The organism is Streptomyces anulatus, from assembly GCF_000721175.1.
Classification (GTDB): Bacteria; Actinomycetota; Actinomycetes; order Streptomycetales; family Streptomycetaceae; genus Streptomyces; species Streptomyces anulatus_C.
This window is the reverse complement of sequence record NZ_JOEZ01000029.1, coordinates 56,003-73,997: the sequence shown is the minus strand read 5'-3', so window position 1 is coordinate 73,997 and position 17,995 is coordinate 56,003. Positions and strand designations below refer to the sequence as shown.

Below are 17,995 nucleotides of genomic sequence, written 5' to 3'. Positions count from 1 at the left end.
CCCCGTCAGTACCCCCCACCGTGGTGAGGTGGGGGGTACTGACGGGGTACACAGCAGATTGCCCCGGTGAGGGCATACTGGCGCCCGAGGTGGGGGGCGACAGCGTCCCGCTGTGCCGAGAGGATCCGGGGGAGCCGTGAAGCAGGCACGTGAGCTGGGCAGGTTTCTTCGTTCACGGCGGTCGCACGTGACGCCTGAGGCCGCGGGCGTTCCGGCGCTGGGCCGGCGGCGGGTGCCGGGACTCCGCCGCGAGGAGGTGGCGGGACTCGCCGGAGTGAGCACCGTCTACTACACGCGCCTGGAGCAGGGGCGGGCGACCAATCCCTCGGACGCCGTGCTGGAGGCCCTGGCCCGTGTGCTGCGGCTGGACGCCACCGAGCGGGCCCATCTGCACGATCTGGCGCACCCTCCGCAGCGCCCGCGGGCCGAGTCGTCGCCCCCCGGGGCCCGACGGGTTCGTCCGGATGTCCGTCGGATGCTGGACGCGATGCGTGCCGTGCCCGCCTACGTCGTCGACCCCGGCATGGACGTTCTCGCCGCCAACGAGCTCGCTCTGGCCCTGGTGCCCGGCCTGGCCGATGCGCCGGCAGGCGGATCGAACCTCGCCCGTCACATCTTCCTGGACACCGCGGCGCGCAGCCTGTACCCGCAGTGGGATGAGGTCGCCCGTCAGACCATCGGCTACCTGCGCTTCTCCGCCGCGCGTCACGCGCACCATTCCCGTCTGGGGCACCTCGTCGCCGAGCTCAGTGCGCGCAGCCCCGAGTTCCGGATCCTGTGGGCGGCCCAGGACGTCCGGGAGAAGACGTACGGCACCAAGAGCTTCGACCACCCCCTGGCCGGGAGGTTCGACCTCGCCTACGAAACCCTCTCCCTCCCCGGCGACGAGGGCCAGTCGCTGGTCGTCTTCACGGCTGTCCACGGCACCGCGCAGAGCGCGTTGAAGCGGCTGAGCGGTTCGCCGACGGCATGCCCCCAGCGGTAAGGAGCTTTGCGGACAGGGGGCATACCGCGTCGGACCTGGACCTGGATTTCGAACTCTGGACATGTCCCCCGGCGAGCACTGAAGCGTCGTACACACCATGTTCCGGCGGAATCCCGGGAAGTGGTCTTGTCCGCGCCGGGAACGGCTACGTGCAGCGGCCCGCTTCTTCCGCGCGTCCTCGTGGGTGACCGCTTCGACCGGACCGTGCGGCGGGTCGAGGGTTCCGCTCAGGAGCCGACGGCCGTCTGTTCCGCCAGCGGGGCGATGCCTGCGGCCAGTGTCCGGCCCCAGGCACGGTAGCCCTGCGGCGAGAGGTTGAAGCGGTCCGCCGCCAGCCATTCCGCGGGGATCCGGGGCGGCCATCCGGCCGGCAGGTGGAAGGTTGCGGCCTCACGGGCCGCCACAGCTCTCAACTGCCGGTCGAGGAGCCAGAGATAACCCTTGACCAGCCGGTCGGTCCTGGGCTCCGCCGACTCGACGCGGTCGAGGGTGGGCAGTCCGGCGAACACGACGGGCACCTCGTGGCCCAGGCGCAGGCGGATGTCGCGTACGAGGCGCCCGGCATCGCGCCGGAAAGCGACGGGGCCGCGCAGTCGCCGCGCGTCGGCGATGCCCACCGCCACCAGTACGAGGTCGGGCGTCCAGCACGTCAGCGGGTCGGTCAGCTGCGGCACCAGACCGCGGCGGACCGACTCCACCGTGGCTCCGGACCGCGCGGTCACCCGCCAGGACACGCCCTGACCGGTCAGGGCCGTCAGCGCGGGAGCGAGTTGCCCGGCGAGCGCCTCCCGGTGGCTGAGGGCGCCGACTCCCGCGGCCGCGGAATCACCGAGGACGGCCAGGCGCAGGGGAGGCCCGTGCCCTTCGGTGACCCCGTGGATGTCACCGTCGGCCTCGGACAGGCGCAGCGGTCCCTCTCGCGGTGGCAGCTCGAGCATTCCCCACACACTCCTCTGGCTCATAACGCCGTTATACATCCGGTTCATAACAGCGTTACGATGGGCTGGTGTCAACCCCCAAGAGAGATCCGTCCGAGGTGCGCCGCCGGCTCCTGAGCGAGGCGGCCCGGGTTCTGTCCGAGGGAGGTCCCGCCGCCCTGAGCGCCCGCCGCCTGGCCAAGGAGGCCGAAACCTCGACCATGGCGGTCTACACGCATTTCGGCTCGATGCCCGAGTTGGTGCGCGCCCTGACGCGTGAAGGCTTCGCCCGCTTCCTGGTGCGGGTGGAGGCCGTGCCCCGGAGCGAGGACCCGGTGGCGGAGCTCGCCGAACTCTGCGGCGTGTACCAGGCGTTCGCCCGCGTCGAACTCGACGTCTACGCCGTCCTGTTCGGCGGGGCCACCCTGGTCGGCTTCACGCTCACGGACGAGGACCGCGCGATGGGCGTGGACGTCCTGCGTCACCCACGGGACGCCATCCGGCGCTGTATCGCCGCCGGGCGCTTCCGTCAGGACGCGGACCCCGACCTCCTCGTGCGTCAGCTCTTCTGCCAGATGCACGGACTGGCCCAGCTCGCCCACGCCGGATACCTCATCGGCGTCCACGGGCCGGACCAGGTCCTGTCGGCCATGACCCGGGACTTCGCGATCGCGGCCGGAGACTCGCCCGACGCGGCGGTCCGGTCGGTCACGGCCGGGCTCGATCGAAGGATCTCCTGAAGCGGAGCCATCCCTCACTTATCGGATTTTCAGTAGATGCGGCTTTGATCACGTTAGTGTTCGGGCGTGAGTTCCTATGTGGTGGTCGGATACGGTCCTGCCGGTGCGGAGACAGCTCGACTGCTGGCCGCGAAGGGGCATTCGGTACGCGTGGTGACGCGCTCGGGGCGCGGCGCCCAGCCAGGTGTCGAGCAGGTCGCGCTGGACGCGGCGGACGCCGGTCGGCTGACCGAGGTGGCGAAGGGCGCCGAGGCGATCTTCCATTGTGCCGCTCCCCCCTATCACCGCTGGGTGAAGGAATGGCCGCCCCTGGTTTCGTCGGCGTGTGCGGCCGCCGAGGCGTCCGGAGCGGTGTTGGTGCTGCTGGGCAACCTCTACGGCTACGGCCCGGTGCGGGGTCCGATGGACGAGTCGCTGCCGCTCGCGGCGACCGGCCCCAAGGGCCGGGCGCGCGCCGCGGGCTGGGAGGAGGCATGTGAACGGCACCGCCAGGGCCGGATCAGAGCGGTCGAGGTGCGGGCATCGGACTTCTTCGGGCCGGGCGTGACGAGCGGCGGACACCTGGCCGGGCGGGTCGTGCCGCGTCTGCTGCGCGGCAAACCGGTCTCCACGCTCGGGGACCCGGACGCCCCCCACAGCTGGAGCTATGTGCCCGATGTGGCGAGGGCTCTCGTGGAGGTGGCGGGTGAGGAGCGGGCCTGGGGGCGGGCCTGGCACGTCCCGACGGCGCCCGCGCTGTCGGTGCGTGAGATGGTCGCGCTCCTCGCCACCGCGTCGGGAACGGGACCGGTCGCCGTGCGCGGGCTGCCGCCCGTGATGCTGGACGCGCTGGCGCTGTTCTCCCCGCTGATGCGTGAACTCAAGGAAATCCGCTACCAGTTCGACCGGCCGTTCGTCGTCGACTCCAGCGCTTACGAGGCCGGGTTCGAGGTGCGGGCCACCCCGGTGGCCGCGCAGGTCGAAGAGGTGGCGGCGTGGTGGGCCGGGCGGCTGGCCGGCAAGGGATGAGACCGCGACAGCGAAAGGGCTGCACAGTGGGTTCGGCGGGGGCAGAGCGTGACGACATCGCGATCGTGGGGATGGCGTGCCGGTTTCCAGGGGCACAGAACGTCAATCAGTACTGGCGGCTCCTCATGGAACCGCGGGCGCAGTTCGGCACGGTTCCGGACGCGCGATGGCGCAGGGCCGGCCTTCTCAGCGACGACGTCCGTGACGCGTCCTCGGTCTACACGGACACGATGGCGCTGCTGCGGGACGTGGGCCACTTCGACGCGGAGCACTACGGTGTTCCGCCGCGCCGGGCCAGGTCGCTGGATCCTCAGCACCGGCTGCTGATCGACCTGGCGCGCGAGGCGATCCAGGACGCGGGGTGGGAGGCCGAGGGCTTCGACCGTGAGGAGACCTCGGTGGTCACCGCGCTCACCATGTCCGGATACCGCGAGCTCAGCACGATGCGGATCCGGATGCGCCAGCTGGCCGGCGGCGAGTTCGGGGCTCGGGCGGCCGGCCCGGGGTGGCCGGAGACGGTCAGGGCGGTGGACGAGCTGCACGGCTCGTCCGTGGTCGGGCTCCTGCTCAACATGGGTTCGAACACCATCAGTTCGGTCTTCGGCCTGCACGGCGAGAGCTATGCGCTGGACTCGGCGTGCTCCGGTGGCCTCATGGCCGTGGCCAACGCCGTGTACGCGCTGCGCGCGGGCCGCAGCCGCATCGCGCTGGCCGGTGGCGCGCAGCTCATTCTCACGCCCGATCTGCTGGTGGGCCTGAGCCGTATCGGCGCGGTCTCGCGCAGCGGCAGGTGCCTGCCGTTCGGCGCGGAGGCCGATGGGTTCGTTCTGGGCGAGGGAGCCGGCGTCCTGGTCCTGCGTCCGCTGTCCGACGCGCAGGCCGCCGGGGACCGGGTGTACGCGGTGATCCGTGGCGTGGGAACGGCCAACGACGGGGCCGTCCGAGGAGGCATGCATCCGCAGGCGGCCGGTCAACTGCGCGCGCTGCGACGGGCCTACCGCGACGCGGACCTGGCCCCGGACTCCGTCGGATACCTGGAGGCGCACGGGACCGGGACGGGGGTCGGTGATCCCGTCGAGACGGGTGCCCTGCGGGAACTGCGCGGTACGGAGAGCGCCCCGGCCTTCCTCGGGGCGGTGAAAGCGGTGCTGGGGCACTCGCTCGCCGCCGCGGGGATGGCCGGACTCATCAAGACCGCCCTGGCGGTCCACCGGGGAGTCATACCGCCGCAGCCGCAGTTCGAGCTGGCGGAACCTTCCGGGCTCCGGGCCGCCGGCCTGACCGTTCCGACGGCGGCGACCGCGTGGCCCGGCACGGGGCGGCCGCGCCGGGCGGGGGTGAGCGCCTTCGGCTTCGGTGGGACGGGCGTCCACCTGGTGGTGGAGGAGAGCCCCGCACCGGTGGTGGAGAGCCCGGCACCGCAGGCCGCCCCGGCACCCAGGAGGGAGAGCCACCTGCTGGTGCTCAGCGCCCGCGACCGGGCCGGGCTGGCCCGCTACGCCCGGGAAGTGGCGCACACCATCGTCACTGACGGGCTGCCGCCGGCCCGGGTGGCGGACACCCTGGCCCGGCGGGCCCCCCTCGCGGAACGCCTGGCCCTGGTGGTGGAGGACACCGCGACCGCCGCGGACCGGCTGGTCTCGGCAGCCGCGGCCCTGGAGGCCGGCCGCACCGGGGAGCTCGGCCCCGGGCGGGCGGCCGGTACGGTGCCTCCCGGCGAGCCGCTTCCCCGGGTCGTCGTCCCAGCCCCGGGCTCGCTGCCGGAACAGGAGCGCGCGAGCGTGCTGGCCGACCTTGCGGTGCGGGCGGTCACCGGCCGGGGGCTCCGTCCGATGACGGAGCCGGAACGCCCGTGCACGTTGCCGCCGAGTCCCCTCGCGCCCCGTCATCACTGGGTGGTGGACCTGTCGGCCCGCGATATCGGGGACGCGCCGGAGCAGGCCGGCCCGCCCGGGGCGGCAGCCGTGTACGCACCGGCAGCCGCCTCCGCGGACGTGCCGGCTGACGGCCGGGCCGGGGTGTCCGTCGTGTTCGAGGAGGTTTCGCGCACGAGTGTCGTTCCCCTCCTCGACCTGAGGGGACCGATGGTGCTGACGAACGATCTCGGTTTCGACTCCCTGATGCTCCAGGAGCTGGAGGCCGGCATCGCCAAGAGGGTCCCCGGCTTCTCCACCGACGAGATGTACGCGTCCGGCCTGACGATCGAGCGACTGACCACGCTGGTCGGTGCGTACCGCACACCGCCCCCCGGCCCCGGGGAGCCACCGTCCTGGCGGCCGGAGGCGGAGTGGGGAGCCGTGGTGCCGGAGCCGCTCCCGCCGGAGGAGGCGGGGGGCTGGAGTCCCGCGACCGCATGCGTCGACGACTTCCCGGAAGTGGCCCGCTTCGAGGAGCAGGCGGAAGCGATCCTCAGCAGCGGCGCGGACTTCCCGTACTTCCGGGTCCACGAGGGAAACATCCTGGACAGGACAGTGGTCGGGGGCCGGGAGTTCCTGTCCTTCGGGAGCTACAACTACCTGGGCCTGTCGGGTCACCCGGCGGTCAGTGAGGCCGCGCATCGGGCGGTGGACCGGTACGGGACCTCGGTCTCCGCCAGCCGGGTGCTGTCCGGGGAACGGGACCTGACGGTACGACTGGAGCGGGCGCTGGCCGGATTCCTCGGTGTGGAGGACTGCCTCGCCCTGGTGAGCGGCTACGCCACCAACGTGACGGCGCTGGGCCACCTCGTCGGCGCGGGGGACCTGGTGATCCACGACGCGCTCGCCCACAACAGCATCCTCCAGGGCTGCGCGCTGTCGGGGGCGGCACGGCGTCCGTTCGCGCACAACGACATGGGCGAGCTGGAGCACCTGCTCCAGGTCAACCGGTCCCGGTTCAAACGGGTGCTCATCGTGGTCGAGGGTGCCTACAGCATGGACGGCGACCTGGTCGACCTGCCTGCCGTCATGCAGCTCAAGAAGCGTTTCGGCGCCCTGCTGATGGTCGACGAGGCGCACAGCATCGGCACGGTGGGGGAACACGGCCGTGGTGTGGGCGAGTTCTTCGGTGTCGAGCGTTCCGGCGTCGACCTGTGGATGGGCACCCTCTCCAAGGCCTTCGCCAGCTGCGGCGGATACCTGGGGGGTTCGGCCCGGATGGTGCGCTGGCTGCGGCACACGCTGCCCGGATTCGTCTACAGCGTCGGGCTGAGTCCGGCCAACGCGGCGGCGGCGCTGGCGGCGACCGAGCTGATCGTCGCGGAGCCCGGGCGGGTGCGTGCCCTGAGGCGAAACGCCGAGCTGTTCCGTGACCTGGCCGTGTCGGCCGGTCTGGCGACGGGGACCAGCGGGCACACGCCGATCGTGCCGTGTGTCCTGGGTGATTCGGCCAGGACGCTGCGGGTCGCCGACCGGCTGTTCGCGAGGGGCGTCATCGCCGATGCGATCTTCCACCCCGCGGTGGAGGAGGGGCAGGCGAGACTGCGGTTCTTCGTCACCGGTGAGCACCGTGCGGACGACATCCGGCGAGCCGTGAGGATCCTGGCCGAGGAGGTGGCGTCCACCCGGGGCTGAGGCGCCGGGGACGCGCTGAACGGGGCCGCGAGGCAGTGGTCGCGGCAGGGCGGTGCAAGCCGCTTCCGGCCCGCCGCGCCTCAGAACAGGGTGCGTTCGACGCGCAGGAGTGCGGCGGACTCCCCGGGGAACCCACCGTCGGCAACGGCCGGGCCCTGCTCTTCCCCGGCACTGCTCATCCGCTCGGAGAGGAGGTAGGCGATGACTTCAGCTTCCTGTTCCTGGATGTCGTCGTACGTGGTGCGCTGGAGCATGTCCCGTACGAGACCGGGGTCGACGTTGGGGAAGAGCGAGCGGGCGCTTGCCTCGTCCAGCCAGCCCGCCCCCCTGTGGCAGCAGATGATGTGCCCCAGCTCATGCAAGATGATGTGCTCCTGATGGGCGCTGTTGGTATTGGCGTCGTAGAAGATGAGGTCCTCGTCGCACGCGGCCACCCACATGCCGCACGGATGGGAGGTGGGCATCTGCAGGGGGACCAGCGTGATGGGGCGGTTGCGGATTCCGCCGAGGTAGCGGCAGAGGTCGGCGACGCCCGCCCCCGACGGCAGGTTGAGCTCGGCTATGCGCCGTGCGCCGTCCTTGCGGAGTCTCCTGAGCTGGCTGCGCCGGTTCCTTCCGGCGGCACGCCCCTTCCCCGCGGCCCTCACTCGGTCTCCGAGAGGTCGGTGACCGGCGGCAGGCCCTGCATCCTGCGGTACTGGTCCATGACGGCCATGACGGCCTGGAGGCTCTCCTTCTCCATCCCGGCGGCTCGCATGGCCACGGAGCGGACTCCTGCCTGCCGCAGTGCTTCGATGGCGGCGACCTCGTTGAGCACGGACTCGGCGACCGTGTCGTCGAAGAAGTACGCGACGGAGACGCCGAAGAACCGGGCCAGGGCGGCAAGAAGGTCGGGTGAGGGGTTGGAGCGCGCGCCCGTCCGCAGCTGTGACAAGTACACGCCGCCGACCTTGAGTTCGGGGCTGGCCCGCTTCAGTTCCTCGGCGACCTCGGCGTTCGTCCAGTTCTTGCTCTGGGGACGGACCGTCTTGAAGAGGTCGTCCAGACGCACTGCCAGAACGGGACGGTCATCTGTTTTGGACACTGCGAATCTCCTTTCTTCCCCCCTCTGTGTAGCTCACAGTTACTCACCAGTTTTGCAGATTAGCTCTCAGTTGACAATCCGACGAGATTCCGCCAATGTGGGCCTCGCGAGTAGCTGTCAGCTAACTTTGCTGCTGGGAAGCGGAGTTGACAGCCAACCAGGTCGGCCAGGGGGGCCGTCGTGGGACGAGCCGAGCGGGAGAGCACTCGTCGGCAGCGCAACAGGGGGCAGGTACAGTGGGAGTGGTAATTGACCGACCGGACCTGCATGCGACGGAAGGCCGGGCGGTCGGCGAACAGGCCGTCCAGCTGGAGCGGGCACTGCTCCAGGCCAGGTCCCTGATCGAATCGACGGTCCTGATGCACCGCCGGCGCCTGGTGAGCGATTCGGTGGTCGCACGGAACAGCGTCGCCCAGATGGACGAGTTCATGCAGCAGTTGATCACCCGGGGGCACCACGCCGTGGCGGTCACGCTCACCGGTCCCGGCGCGTTCACCGAGTCGGTCCTGCGGGTCCTGAGCGAGAACCCCGGGCGGGCGACCGTACGGGTGCTGTGCACGGCCGAGGTCGCGGCTGCCGCGGCCGGCCGGCTGGGCGAACTCCCGGAAGCGCAGACGGAGGTGCGGGTGTCCGACAGCGAACTCCGCGCGATCCTCGTCGTCGACAGCGTGGCGGCGCTGGTACCGGCGAACCGCCCGGGAACCGGCGAGCAATTTGCCGTCGTGAACGATATGGCCACGGTCCGTGCCCTGGAACTGCTCTTCGCGGGAGCCTGGGGCGTGGCGCGAAAGCTCGGGGACCACATGCGGCTCAACCCGCGCCTGCGCGTGGAACTCGTCCGCAAGATCCTGGAGCGGCTGCGTGCGGGGCACACGGACGAGGCGGCCGCACACGAGATCAACGTGTCGCTGCGCACCTACCGGCGGTACGTCGCGGAGATACTGCGCGACCTCGACGCCATCTCCCGGTTCCAGGCCGGGGCCCGCGCGGTGCAGCTCGGCCTGCTGCCCGCTTGATCGGGCCGTGCCCCTTACCGGACCGTGTACCGGGGCGCCGCACCGCACCGGGTGCGGCGCCCCCGGCGTGATGCGAACAGGAGAGGACGAGCGGACGTGCCGGACCGACGCGAGGACAAACTGGAACTGGCGCTGCTCGAGGTGCAGGCGCTCATCGAGTCGTCCGTCGCCATCCACCGCGACCACACCGTCCAGGAGCAGCTGATCGCCTCGGTGGACAGCGAGTACGGCACGGTGCTGGACACCGCGCAGAACCTGATCAACGGGGCCACCCGCAGCATCGACATCGTTCATGCGCGGCGTCCGAGCGCCTCGGACCAGGCGGCGCGGCACTCGGATCGGGTGGAACGGGACCTGCTCCACACCGCGGCCGACGGGGTCGGTATCCGCCTGCTGACCACCCCGGCCCTGCTCGACGACGAATTCGCGCGCGAACAGTTCGGCAGGGAACGGCCGGTGGAGGTCCGCGTCGCGCGGATGCCCCCGCTGCAGGCGATCATCATCGACGGCGGCACCGCCTTCGTGGTCACCGAGTCCGCGGTCGGCCGAAGGGCCTCCGTGATCCGGGTGCCGGAGGTGCTGCGCACCCTCCAGGCGTTCTTCCAGAGCGTATGGGGCGACGCGGCGCCCGCCGGCGAGAACACCGTCTTCGACGGCCGGGACCGGGCGGCTCTCGTCCAGCGCGTACTCGCCGCTCTGGAAAGCGGGGTCACCGACGAGATCGCGGCGCGCGAGAACGCCGTCTCCGTGCGGACCTACCGGCGTCACGTGGCCGAGGTCATGTCCCTCCTCGGGGCGAGCTCCCGCTTCCAGGCCGGAGTGCGGGCCGCCGAACTCGGTCTGCTCCCGCCCCCGCGCTCCTCCGCGAGCCGACCCCCGACGGGGCGTCCGAACCGCTGAACCGCTCGGTGTCCCGGGGCGTAGCTCCGCGGGGCGGGAGAACACCGGGACCGAGTCAACCACGTGCCGCTCGGCACCGGTCGGGAGCCAGGCTTTGAACACCGTCAGGACCCTCTGCTTCGTCGTCGCGGCGCTCTCCTCCTACGCGGCCCTCACCTACCGGCTGTGCCAGCTGCGGCGCAGCCGGCGGGACAGCTCCTACCGTGCGCTCCTCGCCACGCTGCTGTTCCAGTGCCTCACCTTCACGATGGGCACCGCCGCCATGGTGAGCGACAGCTTCCTGGGCGTGGGGAACCTGGCCGTGCTGGCGATGCACGTGTCGGCCGTCGCGTTCTGTGTCAGTGCCCAGATCATCCTGCTGCGCTGGGCCGAGGGGCCGAAGGAGGCCGCGCGCAAGGCCCGTTACTGGCGGGCCGCCGGAATCACACTGAGCGTGCTGCTGACCGCACTGTTCCTCCTCGCCGACGGGACGGACCGGCCGGCGTCGGACTTCGGCACCGGCAGCGGGCAGCCGCTGGTCCTCCTCTACCTCATGGTCTTCATCGTGTCCCAGGCGGTTCCGTGCGTCACCATCTTCCGTCAGTGCGGGACCTACGCCCGTATGACGTCCAAGGCCTCGCTGCGCCAGGCCCTGCGGCTGCTGTCGGTGGCCGCGGCGATCCTCTTCCTGTACTGCCTGGCCAGGACGGCCAACGTGCTCACCGCGGCGTGGGGGATCGACATCGGGGGGTGGCAGGGCGCGGCCTCCGTGTTCAGTGCGGTGGGCATCGTCGTTCTCTCGCTGGGCCTGACCATCCCCTCCTGGGAGGGGAGGCTGGACAAGTCGTGTCAATGGGTGTCCAGTTACCACTCCTACCGGACCCTGTATCCGCTCTGGCGGGACCTGTACGAGTCCTCCCCGGACATCGCCCTGGAACCGCCGAGGCCGGCCTCGGTCTTCGATCTCCGCTACCGTCTGCACCGCCGGGCCGTCGAAATACGGGACGGCTGGCGGGAACTGCGGCCCTACATCGACCGCACCGCCCACGGTGCCGAGGGCGCGGCAGGTGCGGGGACGGGTGAAGAGGAGCGGCAGGCCTTCGTCGAAGCGGCACAGATCCGACAGGCCCTGCACGCCAAGCGCACCGGCGCCGCCCCCCACGACAGCAAGGACGTGGGGGATTTCGACGACCGGGACACGGTCAACTTCACCGCCGAGGTGGCCTGGCTCACCAAGGTCGCGTCGGTCTACCGGGAGCTCGGCAGGTCGGGCTGAGCGTTCCGGGCCGCCGCCCGCACCTGGGCCCGTGCCTCCGGGCGCTGGAGTCGAGGTGGAGCTCAGTCGGCACGGCGGTGTTCTCCGCGTCGATGGGTACATGGCGGTCCGCGGCATCGGATCTGCTCGGACCGCGGCCGGACCGGCGTGTTTCCCGCTTCTCAGGTGTCGATCAGGCGCGCGAACCGCACCGTGTCGAAGATGTCCTCCATGCGTACGGCCCGGCCGTCGCGCAGCGTCCAGGAGTGGACGAAGTCGAGGGTCTCGGTGTGGCCGCTCAACGAGGTGACCCGCCGTACGCCGAACACCACCACCCGGTCGCCCGAGCGGAGGAATTCCCGTGGCTCCAGCCGCATTCCGCTCAGCACGGCAGGGACCTCGGACAGGAACTCCCGCACGCCGGCGTGTCCGACCCTGGTCCCGCCGAGGCCGTACCGCGCCATCCCGGCGGGGTGCACCCACTCGACCGCGGGGTCGAGCGTGGCCAGCAGCGCCTCCACATCGCGCGTGTGGAAGGCGTGGTAGGCGGCGTGGATCACTTCCAGATGGTCCGTCTCGTGTGGCACAGGTCTGTGAACCTCTCCCGGTCCGTCAGTGCTCGAGGTGTTCGGGCTGGAGCGCTTCGAAGGTGCGGCGGATGCCGTCGCGCCAGCTCGTCGTGCAGGGGCCGGTCAGCCTCCGCCGTAGCGTCGGGTCGAACCGATAGGTCTCCCTGGTCACTTCGCTCTCCACGAGCTTCGCCGGAACTCCGGTGAGACGCTCCATGTACCGAATGCAGTCGGTCATGCCGACAGATTCGTCACCGCCCCAGTTGACCAGCGTGGCCGGGACCGAAGCGGCCTCCCACAGCCGGGGGACCTGGGCCACGAGGTCGTCGGCGTACAGCGGGGAGAACCAGTTCTGCCGCCCGTCCAGAGGTACGGGAATGGGCTCACCGGCCAGCATCCGCTTGAAGTACAGCAGGGGAACCCCGCCGTAACCGTTCGGCCCGTACGCGATGTTGAGCCGTGCGATGGTGGTGGGGAGGCCGAGGACCCGGGCGAACGCCCGTACCGCGCCCTCGGTCGCGATCTTGCCGACCGGATAGGCGGGGAGCCAGTCCGCCACCCCGTCGACGGGGTCGGTCTCGGTGTACGCGTGATCGAGGGACTGCCGGGAGTAGACGGCGCCGGTGGAGACGTACAGGAAGCCTTCGGCGGTCCGGCAGTGCGTCATCAGCCGCCCCGCGGCGACCGAGTTGACCTCGATGGCGGCGTTGAAGTCGCCGTCCTCACCGCGCCGGACGGCGGAGTGCACCACATGGGTGAAGTCCCTGGGGAGGCCTATGAGACCGTCCTGGGAGAGGTCGTCCATGTCCCAGCGCCAGGTGTTGATGCCCTGGACGTTCAGCTGCCGCTCGATGTCCGGCGCGCCGAACCTGCCCAGGCACCAGACTTCGTTCTCGCAGGCCAGTGCTTCGGCCAGCGGCCGGGCGACCTGACCCGTACCGCCGGTGATCAGAATTTTCCTGGCGCTCACCGCTGTGCCTCCACATCGCCCATGGACAGATCGAGTTCCCGGCGCAGAATCGCCTGGAAGGCGGCCACATGCCGGGGGCCCATGAGCGTGTAGTGCTCACCCGGCACGTCGACGTACCGGTTGGCCCCGGTGGTGTGCTCGTCCCAGCGGCGCAGTTCGTCGCGCAGCCAGTCCTCCTTGGAACCGCGCAGCGGAACGGCGTAGAAGACGCTCATGGACCGGACCCTGCCGCTCGGCTCATAGCCGCGGCCGAGGTCGGTGAGGCCGTCCGCGAGCTGTGCCCAGGCGCAGAACCTCTGCGGATCGAGGTCGAGTTCCACGATCCTGTCCGGTGGGGCGATCTCGATGAGGCGGGCCGACCGTTCCTCCCACGGCAGTGCGCGCAACTGCTCGGGCAGGTCGAGGGACTGCTGCTTGTCGATGAGGCCGAGGAAGAAGGCGAGATTCACCGCGGTCTCGACGAAGTCGAGTTCGTTCATGCGGTACTTGATGTGCGGCGGGAGGTTGAAGCTGCCGACGAAGTCCACCCGCTCGCCGGCCGCCTCCAGGACCTTGGCCATCTCGAAGGCCACCGCGCCGCCGAAGGAGTACCCGGCGACCGCGTACGGGCCGTGCGGCTGACGCTCGCGGATGGCGGCCACGTACGTGTCCACCATCTCCTCGAAGCTGGTGAAGGGCTTCTCGCCCTCGTTGAAGCCGCGGGCGCGCAGTGCGTAGAAGGGGCGGTCGCCCACGAAGTACTGGGCGAGGTTGACGAAGACCAGTACTTCGCCGACACCCGGGTGTACGCAGAACAGCGGGGTCTTGTCGCCGCTGAGCTGCATCGGCACGACCGGGTCGTACGCCCACGTGTCCGGCTGCGCGTCCCCGGCCAGCTTCGAGGCGAGCATGCGCACGGTGGGCGCCGTCAGGACGTGGATGATCTGGAGACCGTGGGCGTCCAGTCGCCGGGCGACCTTGTTGCGCAGCCGCAGGATGTCCAGTGACGTCCCGCCCAGGTCGAAGAAGTTCGCGTGGGCACTGATCGAGCCGGGATCGGTGTCGAACAGCTCGGCGTAGATCTCGGCCAGTACCCGCTCGGTCTCGCCCTCGGGGGCCGTGTAGCCGCCGAGCCTGCGCAGGTTGACCTCGGCCACCTCCCGCACGGCCCCGTCATAGGCACCGGCCTCCAGCCGCTCGCGCATCAGCGCACGCCGGATCTTGCCGAGGCTGGTCTTGGGGAAGGCGTCCTTCGGCAGCGGAAGGATCAGGGCCGGTCGGAATCCCCAGTGCATCACCGTGGTGCTGCGCACCGCGGCCAGCACCCGGAAGAGGTGCGTCTCGTCGCCCGGGGCGGCGGCTTCCGGCGCCGGGTGGAAGGCGATCACCAGGTGCTCCGTGTCGCTCCCGGCGGGCCGGGTGGGGAAGGCGGCGACATAGGATCCCGCCACCCCTTCCAGCTGTTCGAGCACGGCTTCGAGGTCATGGCTGAAGTAGTTGACCCCGTTGACGATGACGCTGTCCTTGCTGCGTCCCACCAGGGTCAGCCGGCCCTCGTCGATGCGTCCCAGGTCACCGCTGCGGAACCAGCCGTCGGCGGTGCGGGATTCGGCGGTGGCCTGCTCGTCGTTGTGGTAGCCGGGGCTGATCATGGGGCCGGAGAGCTGGAGCTCGCCGACGCCGCCCTCCGGCAGTGCCCGGCCACGCTCGTCGGCGACGCGGATGCTCAGCCGCTCGACGGGGGTCCCGAGGTTGGCGAACTCCGCGTGGGCGTCCGTCCGCGGGAAGCCGCGGGAGTAGATGCTCCCCGCGCAGGTCTCGGTCATCCCGAAGGCCGGCCACAGAGCGTCGGGGGCGAGGCCGTGCGGGGCGAAGCGGTCGAGGAAGGCACGGCCGGTGGCGACGACCACGGCCTCACCGCCGCTGATGATGTGGCGCACCCGGCTCAGGTCGAAGGTCTCGGCGCCGATGTCGGACGAATTCAGCAGACCCAGCAGGAAGTTGGGGGTGAAGGTCATCGTGACGCCGTGCCGGGACAGGAGCCTCAGGAACTCCAGGGGCTCGCCGACTATCACCGCCGCTTCGACGTGCAGCTGCCGGCAGCCCACGTACATCGGCAGCAGATGGCATTCGAGCAGGGCCGCCACATGGTCGAAGGAGATCCAGTTGAGGGTGGTGTCCGCCGGGGTGAGCCGGTGGGCGCCGTTCTTGCCCGCCATGGACGCCAGCAGATTGGCGTGGGTGAGCTCGACCGCCTTGGAGTTGCCGGTGGAACCCGACGTCAGGACCAGCACGGCCGTGTCCTCGGGGGCCGCCTCGTGCAGCTCGGTGGCCGGCTCATGTCCGTACAGCGAATCCAGTGTGGAGACGGAGACCCCGTCGACCCGGGGCAGTTCGGCGGCGAGCGAAGCACCGGTGACGATCAGGGGCTTGTCCAGCAGCCGGTCGACATGGCGGAGCTGAGCGGTCCAGCGCTCCGGATCGCCGAGTACCGGCGCGACCGGGCAGGGCACGAAACCGCCCAGTACGCAGGCCCAGAAGGCGGGGAGGAATTCCCCCGGGTGCTCCAGGCACAGCACGACCTTGTCCCGCGCCACGAGTCCGCGTGACCGCAGTCCGGCGAGAATTTCGCGGGACTGTCTCAGCAACTCCGGATATCTCTGGGAAACGTACGGGGCGGATGCGCCGCCCCGGCAGTAGTCAAGTCCCGAATCCGGATGGTTCTGCGCTGCCCGGGTCAGTAGGCCGGCGATGGTGCGCGGCGGCGAATCGGTCACTTTCCCTCCGGTCCCCTTCATTCTCGTGTCCACGTCCGGCCGGTCGTGCGAGTCACGGGAGAACAGTAGGGTCCGGCCGCCGCGGGTGGCGCGGGATGGCATTTAGTGGACACAGGGTGACATCTAGTGGACAGGGCGTTCGCCGGGCGGACCTCGGGGCCGTTCGTGGCAGCTTCCTGAAAGGGCTCTTGTGAAGGGCCGGATCCAGGAACTTCCATGGGGCGCCAAGAAGCGACTGCCAGCCCGTCGGGGCAGGCCGGCCAGAAGGCGGATCCATGAGTCAGTTGCCCATCGGGCTGGTATTTCCGGGCCAGGGAACTCAACGGCAGGGGATGGGTGAGCAGTGGCGGGAAACCCCGTCGTGGGAACTCACCGAGCAGATTTCCGAGGCCACCGGGGAGGACCTCCCCGAGCTGCTGCTGCACACCTCCACCGAGCAGCTGCGGCGTACCGATCTGGCACAGCTCACCGTCTTCTCGGTTGCCGTGGTCGCCCATGCCGAGGCGGTACGGCGCGGAGCGCTCGGCACCACGGTCGTCGCCTGCGCCGGGCACAGCCTGGGTGAGTACGCGGCCCTCACCGCGGCGGGCGCGCTGACCGTGGGCGCGGCCGCCGCACTGGTGGCCGCGCGCGGCCGTGCCATGAGGGACGCCGCCGAGCAGCGAGCGGGCACCATGGGGGTCCTCGTCGCCGCGCCGCTGCCCGAAGTCGACGATCTGGTGGCCGCGGTGCGGGCGTCGGGCCCGGAGGTGTGGGTCGCCAATGTGAACGCCCCGGGCCAGACCGTGGTGTCGGGCTCTCCCGAAGGGGTCGCGCTGGTCGAGGAGCACGCTTCCTCGATCGGCGGGAAGATGATCCGGCTCCAGGTGGGCGGCGCCTTCCACAGCCCCTACATGGCCCCGGCGGTCGCGCCCCTGCGCAGGGCGCTGAAGGACACCGCGTTCACCCCCGCGCACCTGCCCGTCGTGGCCAATGTCGATGCCGAGCCGTACACCGGCGACTGGGCCGAGCTGGGTGTCCGGCAGCTGACCTCGCCGGTGCTGTGGGAGCAGAGCGTACGGACCCTGACCGGGGTGCTCGGCTGCCGGAAACTGGTCGAACTCGGTCCGGGACGTACGCTGGCCGGCCTGATCAGGCGGATCGACCCCGAGGTCGAGGTCGTGTCACTGAACGGGCCGGAGGAGCTGGAGCCCGTCCGAGGCATGGCCGTCGGTACCTGAGGGCCGGGGTGGCGGGGCTGCCGGGGACGAGGTCCGCGGCAGCCCCGCCACCCTGCGACGGCGTTCACGCCGCACGCTTCAGCGGGAAGCGAGCGAGACCGGCCTGCGGATCTCACCGGTGAGCAGGATCGGGGCGGCGCTCACCACGGCGGCCAGCGCACCGCGTCGCTTGTCCGCCAGGTCGAGGACGTGGAACTTCTCGAAGCGGCTGCGCTGCACCGAGGTGCCGGATCCGCCCGGCATGAGCGGCAGCCCCGAGAGGTCGACCTCGCGCATCGTGTCCCTCGACGTCCGGCCGGCCTTCACCAGGGCCTCCTTGCGCACCCACTGCCGCATGAAGACGCCCTGTGGGTCGGCGGACTTCCCGCACAGACGCAACTCGCCACGTGACAGGACCTGTTCGAGTACCGCGGGGTCCACCTTCCGACGGCCCAGCAACTCGACGTCGACCCCTACGGCCGAGGGGCCGGCCGCGGCGGCGACGACACCCCGGGTGTGCGAGAGGCTGACCTGCACATCGGGGTGACTCGTCACATACGGTCGGCCGTGACCGTGCTGTGCGCACTCCTCGCAGTACTGGGCCAGTTCGATGTCCGCGGGCGCGACGCCCAGCAGCCGGCCCGCACACAGGCGGACGAGCAGATGCGCTGCGACGAAGTCCAGCCGCGAGGCCTCGTGCCGGAACCGCGCGGCCCGCCCGCGCTCGACCGGAGTCAGCAGGCTTTCGTGCGCCGCCGGGTGGTCGAGCACCTCGGCGGTGGTCGACACCGTGGCGTACGCGGTGGTGGTCGGACGTGCGTGAGGCCGTGCTGCCTCAGCGTCGCCGCCCCCTGTGAACAGGCGGCGGGCCGAAGCGTGGTGGAGTGGCTTTCCGGCGAGCGAACGATTCGCCGAGACGAGGATCGCGTTGACCAGGCCGGCGGAGCTGTCGAGCGGCAGCTCCTGGTCGACGGTGGTGAGAGGTCCGGGATCCTCGGAGCTGCCCCGTACGCCCGATCGGGCGTCGGGCCGGGCGTCGGGTCGGGGCATGGGGCGCCTTCCGTGT

15 protein-coding genes are annotated in these 17,995 nt (G+C 70.8%); 8 read left to right on the top strand and 7 right to left on the bottom strand.

Translation table 11 applies throughout. From position 1 onward, the window contains the following. Positions 1–112: 112 nt before the first annotated feature. The gene (locus IG90_RS0129170) at positions 113–985 is read left to right on the top strand and encodes a helix-turn-helix transcriptional regulator (protein ID WP_324604312.1); all 873 of its coding nucleotides are present in this window, start codon (positions 113–115) and stop codon (positions 983–985) included. A 227-nt stretch (positions 986–1,212) separates the two neighbouring features. Here the strand turns inward: IG90_RS0129170 and IG90_RS0129165 are convergent, their stop codons facing one another. Then, positions 1,213–1,923, bottom strand: coding sequence for an SGNH/GDSL hydrolase family protein (locus IG90_RS0129165; RefSeq protein WP_051860298.1), 711 nt, complete (start codon positions 1,921–1,923; stop codon positions 1,213–1,215). Positions 1,924–1,991: 68 nt separating this feature from the next. Here IG90_RS0129165 and IG90_RS0129160 point away from each other — a divergent pair, with 68 nt between their 5' ends. From IG90_RS0129160 to IG90_RS0129150, 3 genes are all read left to right on the top strand, one after another. Further along, positions 1,992–2,642 (top strand): TetR/AcrR family transcriptional regulator, encoded by a 651-nt coding sequence (locus IG90_RS0129160; protein WP_030590872.1) that lies wholly within the window; start codon positions 1,992–1,994, stop codon positions 2,640–2,642. A 66-nt stretch (positions 2,643–2,708) separates the two neighbouring features. Continuing rightward, positions 2,709–3,650, top strand: coding sequence for an NAD-dependent epimerase/dehydratase family protein (locus IG90_RS0129155; RefSeq protein WP_030590869.1), 942 nt, complete (start codon positions 2,709–2,711; stop codon positions 3,648–3,650). Between the two features lie 71 nt (positions 3,651–3,721). Continuing rightward, a complete protein-coding gene (locus IG90_RS0129150) occupies positions 3,722–7,201 on the top strand; it encodes an aminotransferase class I/II-fold pyridoxal phosphate-dependent enzyme (RefSeq protein WP_030590866.1) in 3,480 nt (1,159 codons plus the stop codon). An 80-nt stretch (positions 7,202–7,281) separates the two neighbouring features. Here the strand turns inward: IG90_RS0129150 and IG90_RS0129145 are convergent, their stop codons facing one another. Then, positions 7,282–7,848 (bottom strand): toxin, encoded by a 567-nt coding sequence (locus tag IG90_RS0129145; RefSeq protein ID WP_030590863.1) that lies wholly within the window; start codon positions 7,846–7,848, stop codon positions 7,282–7,284. Then, complete coding sequence (locus tag IG90_RS0129140) at positions 7,845–8,285, bottom strand: helix-turn-helix domain-containing protein (RefSeq protein WP_030590859.1); 441 nt, start codon at positions 8,283–8,285, stop codon at positions 7,845–7,847. The genes IG90_RS0129145 and IG90_RS0129140 overlap by 4 nt, the downstream gene beginning before the upstream one ends. Before the next feature lie 242 nt (positions 8,286–8,527). On the opposite strand from IG90_RS0129140, the gene IG90_RS0129135 reads away from it, so the two are divergent. The 3 genes from IG90_RS0129135 to IG90_RS0129125 all read left to right on the top strand — a co-directional run bounded on the left by IG90_RS0129135 (position 8,528) and on the right by IG90_RS0129125 (position 11,456). Further along, a complete protein-coding gene (locus IG90_RS0129135; RefSeq protein ID WP_233436109.1) occupies positions 8,528–9,301 on the top strand; it encodes a DNA-binding response regulator in 774 nt (257 codons plus the stop codon). A 96-nt stretch (positions 9,302–9,397) separates the two neighbouring features. Next, on the top strand, positions 9,398–10,201 hold the full coding sequence (locus IG90_RS0129130; protein WP_030590853.1) for a LuxR family transcriptional regulator: 804 nt from the start codon (positions 9,398–9,400) through the stop codon (positions 10,199–10,201). Positions 10,202–10,295: 94 nt separating this feature from the next. Further along, a complete protein-coding gene (locus tag IG90_RS0129125; RefSeq protein WP_030590850.1) occupies positions 10,296–11,456 on the top strand; it encodes an MAB_1171c family putative transporter in 1,161 nt (386 codons plus the stop codon). A 161-nt stretch (positions 11,457–11,617) separates the two neighbouring features. Here the strand turns inward: IG90_RS0129125 and IG90_RS0129120 are convergent, their stop codons facing one another. Genes IG90_RS0129120 through IG90_RS0129110 form a run of 3 tightly spaced genes read right to left on the bottom strand, consistent with a single transcriptional unit; the run spans position 11,618 to position 15,751 of the window. Then, the gene (locus IG90_RS0129120) at positions 11,618–12,022 is read right to left on the bottom strand and encodes a nuclear transport factor 2 family protein (RefSeq protein WP_030590847.1); all 405 of its coding nucleotides are present in this window, start codon (positions 12,020–12,022) and stop codon (positions 11,618–11,620) included. A 25-nt stretch (positions 12,023–12,047) separates the two neighbouring features. After that, on the bottom strand, positions 12,048–12,974 hold the full coding sequence (locus IG90_RS0129115; RefSeq protein ID WP_033894734.1) for an NAD-dependent epimerase/dehydratase family protein: 927 nt from the start codon (positions 12,972–12,974) through the stop codon (positions 12,048–12,050). Further along, a complete protein-coding gene (locus IG90_RS0129110; protein ID WP_030590841.1) occupies positions 12,971–15,751 on the bottom strand; it encodes a non-ribosomal peptide synthetase in 2,781 nt (926 codons plus the stop codon). The genes IG90_RS0129115 and IG90_RS0129110 overlap by 4 nt, the downstream gene beginning before the upstream one ends. 254 nt (positions 15,752–16,005) lie before the next feature. On the opposite strand from IG90_RS0129110, the gene IG90_RS0129105 reads away from it, so the two are divergent. Continuing rightward, a complete protein-coding gene (locus tag IG90_RS0129105; protein WP_030590838.1) occupies positions 16,006–16,950 on the top strand; it encodes an ACP S-malonyltransferase in 945 nt (314 codons plus the stop codon). 78 nt (positions 16,951–17,028) lie between these two features. On the opposite strand, the gene IG90_RS40865 is transcribed toward IG90_RS0129105, so the two are convergent. Then, complete coding sequence (locus tag IG90_RS40865; protein ID WP_051860297.1) at positions 17,029–17,979, bottom strand: 4'-phosphopantetheinyl transferase family protein; 951 nt, start codon at positions 17,977–17,979, stop codon at positions 17,029–17,031. Between the last annotated feature and the right edge of the window lie 16 nt (positions 17,980–17,995).